A 6,795-nucleotide genomic window follows, 5' to 3' on the forward strand; every position below is an offset into this window, starting at 1 on the left:
AAGTAGGGTTTGCTGAATAATGGTAAAACCCTTTTAAAATAAGGCTTTTGACCTGTTAAAATCCGATGTTCATGCTGCGAAAATAGGATTAAGACCTTCAAAAACCTGGCATTATCCTTTTTTTAGTACATAAACTGGTACAAAAAAAGAGGGCAACAAAGCCTGAAACGACCGGCTACTGACGACCGACGACCGACTCCTAACCCCACCAACAAACTTTTTGCCGCCAACCCTAAGTAGAGCATCTTGGAGAACTAAGATTAAGAAAATGGAAATTTACCAATTTAGCCAACGCCAGACAATTATTATGGCTATTCTAGTCCTCTATCTCGGTAAGTATTTAACCAAAAATATCAAATTTCTGCAAGATTATAACATTCCTGATGCCGTTGTCGGTGGTGTCTTAGCTTCCTTATTTCTCGGTCTATTTTTTGCTGTTTTTAAATGGCAAATCGAATTTACCCTTAATGTTCGGGATGCCCTGTTAATCGTTTTTTTTACTACTATCGGGCTGTCCTCAAAACTAAAAACCCTGCTGCAAGGGGGTAAACCCTTGCTAATTTTATTAATAACCGCCGTGGTTTATCTCATTCTACAAAATTTAGCTGGGTTAGGAGTGGCAAAAGTGATGGGATTGGATTTACCCATCGGTTTGATTGCTGGTTCCGTTTCTTTGAGTGGGGGTCACGGGACTGCCATTGCTTGGGCTTCTATTTTTCGTGATAATTATGGCATCGCCAAAGCATCAGAAATTGGTGTAGCTAGTGCTACTTTTGGGCTAGTTTTAGGGGGAATTATTGGCGGACCGGTGGCTAAATGGTTAATTACTAGAAATCGACTGCGAGCCAATAATCAAGACCAAGATTTAACGGTGGGAATTAAACAAAGCCAGAGGAATGTCAATATCGATTACAATACAATGCTCCATTCAATCTTATAGCGGTAAGCGCTTGAGTGAGATACAGACCAAGCTTTGCCTAGCATGGTTTATAGCTCGTGACACTGTACCTCATACGACTGCACACCGCTATAGTGATTGGTTTAACTATCGGTTTAGGTAATCAGATTAACTACTGGGTAACTCCCCTTGGTTTAAAATTACCTGATTTTGTCACCTGTTTATTGGCAGGAATTATCCTGACTAATACCGTACCTTTGGTGTTGAAACGCTTTCCTTGGCCCGCTAATACGCCCTCTTTAGCCTTAATTTCTGATGTTAGTCTCGGTTTATTCCTATCTATGTCCTTGATGAGTTTACAATTATGGACATTGATCGATTTGGCCGGACCGATTGCTATCCTGTTATTAGTGCAGTTCTCACTCAGTATTATTTATACTGTTTTACTGGTCTTTCCCGTAATGGGAAAAAACTATCATGCTTCAGTAGTTTGCGCCGGTTATTTGGGTTTAACTCTAGGGGCAACTCCCACAGCTATCGCCAATATGACCGCGGTGACGGAACATTTTGGGGCTTCTCCCCAGGCATTTATTATTGTTCCTTTGGTGGGGGCATTTTTTATCGATTTGTCTAATGCTTTTATCATCCAGCAATTTTTGAATTTTCTGACTTAAAAATTTTTATCGATCAAGTAATTTTTGAGGAAAGTTGACTAATCTTGTCCGTCAAGATTGGTAAAAGCTTGCAGTAAAATCGGAATAATACCAAATCCGTTTTTAATAATATGATTAACTGCTAATCGAACTTTAAAAACCCAGTTATGGATTGTTTCTTGCTGCTCCGGCGCTCCCCGCTTCGGTAGGACACAAGTTCCCTTGTGTCCTTTTTCAGGCTCAAAATCAGAAATTAGGCTAATCCGACTAATTTAGCGCTGTATTCCCACATTTTTGCCCCTCTTTCATCGTCGCGAGCTTGAGGAGAAACCCTTTGAACAAAGGATTTACCCTCTTTTTTCTGACGATTGCCCCAACTCCAGTAAGCACCGGATTGACGGTATTCGGGGTCAGCAACCACCATAGCGACTCTTTCCCCGGCTAATTCTTGGGAAACATAGCCACCGGTGATATTTTTCTGGAACCAGGGGAAAAACTGCTGGAAAAAGGGGTAATGGTTGCGGAAAAGGGGTGTATCGGCCACACAACCCGGATAGAGGGAAGTAAAAGTGATTCCGGTCGATTCGTGATAGCGTTTGTGCAGTTCCCGCATGGTGAGAACATTACACACCTTACTATCTTTGTAGGCTTTGACCGATTCAAATTTTTTGCCGTCGGCCATAGTAATCGGGGTTTTGAAACCCTTGGCAAACCCGTCCAAATCGCCCAAATCGGGACGAGGAGGAATTTTACCGCCTAATTCATCGGGATTATGGGTGACAGTGCCGAGAATGACTAAACGGCGGTCGGGAGAGGGAGAATTTTTTAGATCTTCCAAGAGCAAATTCGACAACAGGAAATGACCTAAATGATTGGTGGCCATGCTCAATTCATAACCGTCGGGACTTCTTAAGGGTTCTTTGAGCAAAGGCAGATAGATAGCGGCATTGCAGACTAAAGCGGTTAGAGAGCGGCCCAAGGCCCGGAAATTTTTAACGAAGCGCCGGACGCTATCGAGGGAACCGAGGTCGATAAATTCAATACAGTAGTTATCCCGGGGAATGTTCAATTCCTTGGCAGCCTGTTCCATTTTCGGGATATCCCGACAGGCCATAACCACAAACCAACCTCTTTGAGCAAGGGATTTAGCGGCGTAGAGACCGACTCCAGAAGTTGTCCCAGTAATGATCACCGTGGGTTTTTTATCTTGTATCATTTTTTGATAGTTTTCGTTAATCGCTCTGGTCTAGGGAATATCCAAGGGATTCCGATTATAAATTTTATCTCAAATGTCGGGGTTTCATCCCGTCGCTTTTAGGGACGGGATGAAACCAAGCGCCAATATAAAACAGCACTTCGACACATTTCGACAGGCTCAATGTAAAGGCTCAACGTAAAGGCTCAGTGACACGAAGCACGATTAAAAATAAGCGTCCAGTCTCCTGACAAAATCTCGAATAACTTCTTCTTGTAAGGGTCTTGACCTACTCAGGCCAAATAGCTACCATGTAAGTAGAGCGGATAGGGTAATCAACCGCTTTAAAAACCCATGTAGTCTAACCACTACGCTATCTGCACCTTGACAATTAAAGATATGGGGTTCTACTCAATAGTTCTAGTTTCCCCCTGCTCGTGATGTAAAATCTTTACAGGAAATAGACAAAGCAGTATTTGAAGCTAACGTTTCAATTCAAGCAAACTTTGTACCCCCCCCCTGGCCCCCCCCGACGTCGGGGGGGGCCAGGGGGACTATCGTAGGGCATACGAAAAGTAACGCGCAAGCGTGAGAACCACCTCTGGGTTGGATAACGCAAGGCATCTAATTTAAGTGGACTCGTTGAACTAAGAATCCCGAAGCGCTTAGTGCGACGGGAGTGTCAAATAACTTCAAATTTTCGTGAGTGTTCACTTATCAGTGATCAGTGATCAGTTATCAGTGATCAGTTATCAGATTTAAGTTTACCGATCTCCCCACCTCCCCACTTCCCCAATTCATAATTCATAACTAACGAATGGGTTTAGCTAAATCACCGATTTTAAAACCATTACCGGTAATGATGCGACCGACGCTAGATTGACCATCAGCTTCGACAATTTCGAGAGTGCCAATCGGTTGAGTAATCTGACGGATAACCTTACCCGTTTGCGGATCCTTGACCGTTTGAGTCGTCCGTTCGATGGAAATGCGTAAACCGACACGATAGCCTTCTCCCGTACCTTTATTGAGAATTACCTGATTTCCCGCCACGGCAGCCACTAAAGCGGTGACAGTCGGGAGCGAGCGAGGTGTAGCGGCGATTTGGTCGGCTTTATCATTGAGATTATCCACCACCTGCGCCACTGCCTTATCCGTGGCAATACTGAGTAATTTCCCTTCGTTGGAGGTTTGGGAACCACCCCCAACCCCTAAAACCACGGTGGAACCATCGGATTGATTGGCAGTACCATCTCCCTGAGCGGTGGTAATAATTTCGGCCGTGGTAGTATTAATTGCCCGGACATTTAACTTGACAAAAGCATCGGTTTCTGTCTTGGCGGTGCTAAAAATAATAAACGAGCCACCAGATTGTTTTTTTTGTAAATCGAATTGGGTAATCGAACCGATAATCACCACATCTACCCCCAAAATTTGCCCGATTTGAGCGGCGGTAGCGGCATCTACCCGTCCCGAAGCCCCCAAATTCTGTTCTCTGAGGACAGCATCAATGCGACTGCGCTCAATGACTGTATAGCGACCACTTTCCACCAATTTATTGACGAGAATATCGCTGACACCACTGGCTCCACCATTGAGAAATGTTAACCACTGGGGATTACTGAGACCGCTATAATCGAAGTCTAAAACCGCTACTCGCACCTTTTCGCTTTTTTGGGCTAAGAGTAACGGTAAATTGTTAGAGATAGCTTGGGAGAAAGCCGGTGCGTTGAAGCTAAAACCCAAACTAGAAGCGACTCCCACAAGGGTAATCAAGACAGAAAAACCACGGATACTATCTCGATCGAACATGATAAGGGGTTCTCCAGTCAAATAGAATATAGATCATAATACATCTGAAAATTGCTCTAACTATCGAGAGTGATCAAGAGCGAGAATTTTGAATGGCAGTAATTAAACCTCTCACCTCCTCGGTTCCCTCGGAAGCTTCAAAGGAAGTGGGAAATTTACCCTTAGCAATCATCCGCAATCCCAAGGGGGCAATACTTAATAAACCCTGTAAATCGCGCCAATAATTGCCCACCACATAGAGGCCGAATTTGCGTTCATCAACCCATCCCCCTGCTTTGACTAATTCCACTAAAACTTTCCGGTGACGAATGGGACGACTACTATCGTCCGACTTGCGAGCTAGTATTTCCTGTTTAATTTTACCGATTTGATCCATGGGAGCCACTTCCATGGGACAAACCGCATTACAGAAATAGCAACGCGTACACCCCCAAACCCCGGCGGTGCCTTGATTATAAAGTTCTAGGCGACTTTCCTGATTACCATCGCGGGAATCTGCTAGGGTGCGCTGCGCTTTTGCTAAAGCGTGGGGACCGACAAAATCGGGATTCACTTGCTTGGCATTACATTCCGAATAACAGGCGCCGCACATAATGCAGTTACCCATCTGATTGAGATTGGCTCTTTCTTCTGGAGTTTGCAGAAATTCTCGTTCGGGAATGGTGCGTGCTTGACTACTAATATAAGGTTCAACCTTTTCTAAATCGTCCCAAAACGGTTGCATATTGACGATTAAATCCCGGATAATCGGTAAATTACCCAGAGGGGCGATCGTGATTTCGGGAATTTCTCCGACATCTTTTTGGCTACAATGGTTTAATTCACTGGCGATATTTTTTTGACAAGCCAAGGCCGAACGACCGTTAATTTTCATCGCACAGCTGCCACAAATTGTATTGCGGCAATTTTTACGAAAGGCCAAAGTTCCATCAAGTTCCCATTTGATGCGATTAAGGCAGTCGAGAATTGTATTTCCCGCCTCCACCTCTAGGGTAAAATTTTCTAGGTAAGGGGTGTCGTTGGGTCGTTGACGCAGAATTTTAAAAGAAACTTCCATACTCGGCACGGGGATGAGGGACTCCTAATACTCAGGATAATCGATGTTAACGGGCCAAAGGGGAGCTAGTAGTGGTAATTAATCCTTAAGATTTTCCCTGGTCGGTTGAGCCAAGGGGTGGGTATCTAGACCCAATCATAGATGGGCAAGTCGCTCGAAAACAGTTTAATCACCCCGGATTTACTGCTCTGGGTCATTAGTTTTTTGCCAACTCCAACCAGAAGTATAGTTTCTCAATTCCTTGCTAGGTATAGCTTGATCGGTTTTATGTCCTCACTTTCTCCTCCCTGTTTTCCTCGCACTCGACCAAAAATTGCGAGAGTCTTGACCAAAAATTTCCTCTCCCCCACAAGGTTTACACTTACTACCTAGTCTGGGGTCTTCTTAGCACGATTGTCATCACAGAACCATCAGTTTTAAAAAATTTATTATTCCCCTCTAGACATTTTTGGCAAGATTTTTGGTATGATCAATTTGTCAGTGTAAACTTAATTGACAGTCAGTCAAAAATCAAGGGACATTTAAAAGTACCATGAATGATATCTCTCCTACTCCCCTAACCGGGAAAGCTCTACTTCAAAAAGTCAAAGAGTTGGCCCACTTACCCCGTCGCGAAACGGCAAAACGTTGTGGTTACTACTCCCAAAGTAAAGATGGTCAAGTTCGGGTCAATTTAACCGACTTTTACGATGCTGTTTTGGGTGCAAAAGGGGTTCCTCTCGATCCCGAAGGCACTAAAGATGGCCGCGGCCGCGAACCCACTTTCCGGGTTAGTGTCCACAAAAATGGTCAAATCGTCATCGGTTCCACCTATACCGAACAAATGAACTTGCAGCCCGGCGATGAATTTGAAATCAAACTTGGCTACAAGCACATCCACCTCAAACAAATGGAATCAGAAGAACCAGTAGAAGCTTAAATAGGTTACGGAGTAGGGATAAGGATAAAAAAAATCGGCAGTCAAAAGGGCTAGTTTTGACAAGACCGACCAAAAAGACAATATAGATTCTTATCCCTAATTCTAACCCCTGACCGCCTCTTTCATCGGAAATTTTGGGTCTGAAACCCCGCCGTTCTAGGTTGGCTTTACGTTAGAATTAAAAGGCCAGTCTCGAAAACCAAGTGGACGGCGCAGCACCTTGAAAACTCGGCTTAGGGGGTTCCGACCAGAAAAGCTTGG

4 protein-coding genes and 1 pseudogene are annotated in these 6,795 nt (G+C 44.2%); 2 read left to right on the plus strand and 3 right to left on the minus strand.

All coding sequences use genetic code 11. The features are described 5' to 3' along the window. The first annotated feature begins 268 nt into the window (after positions 1–268). Positions 269–1,572, plus strand: a pseudogene (locus IM477_RS11535) (sodium/glutamate symporter). 232 nt (positions 1,573–1,804) lie between these two features. Here IM477_RS11535 and IM477_RS11540 read toward each other — a convergent pair. The 3 genes from IM477_RS11540 to IM477_RS11550 all read right to left on the minus strand — a co-directional run bounded on the left by IM477_RS11540 (position 1,805) and on the right by IM477_RS11550 (position 5,615). Continuing rightward, a complete protein-coding gene (locus IM477_RS11540) occupies positions 1,805–2,767 on the minus strand; it encodes a protochlorophyllide reductase (RefSeq protein WP_287731807.1) in 963 nt (320 codons plus the stop codon). 789 nt (positions 2,768–3,556) lie between these two features. Further along, entirely contained in the window at positions 3,557–4,558 is a 1,002-nt protein-coding gene (locus IM477_RS11545) for a CsgG/HfaB family protein (protein ID WP_287731808.1), read from the minus strand. A gap of 73 nt (positions 4,559–4,631) precedes the next feature. Beyond that, positions 4,632–5,615 (minus strand): succinate dehydrogenase/fumarate reductase iron-sulfur subunit, encoded by a 984-nt coding sequence (locus tag IM477_RS11550; protein ID WP_287731809.1) that lies wholly within the window; start codon positions 5,613–5,615, stop codon positions 4,632–4,634. A gap of 532 nt (positions 5,616–6,147) precedes the next feature. Here IM477_RS11550 and IM477_RS11555 point away from each other — a divergent pair. Further along, entirely contained in the window at positions 6,148–6,534 is a 387-nt protein-coding gene (locus tag IM477_RS11555; protein ID WP_147071252.1) for an AbrB family transcriptional regulator, read from the plus strand. Positions 6,535–6,795 lie beyond the last annotated feature (261 nt).

This window comes from Microcystis sp. M090S1, assembly GCF_020246295.1.
Taxonomy (GTDB): domain Bacteria; phylum Cyanobacteriota; class Cyanobacteriia; order Cyanobacteriales; family Microcystaceae; genus Microcystis; species Microcystis aeruginosa.

Excerpts from the sequence above, each read along its gene's own strand:
- IM477_RS11550 (WP_287731809.1), bottom strand. The coding sequence starts at position 5,615 with ATGGAAGTTTCTTTTAAAATTCTGCGTCAACGACCCAACGACACCCCT.
- IM477_RS11545 (WP_287731808.1), bottom strand. The coding sequence starts at position 4,558 with ATGTTCGATCGAGATAGTATCCGTGGTTTTTCTGTCTTGATTACCCTT.
- IM477_RS11555 (WP_147071252.1), top strand. The coding sequence starts at position 6,148 with ATGAATGATATCTCTCCTACTCCCCTAACCGGGAAAGCTCTACTTCAA.
- IM477_RS11540 (WP_287731807.1), bottom strand. The coding sequence starts at position 2,767 with ATGATACAAGATAAAAAACCCACGGTGATCATTACTGGGACAACTTCT.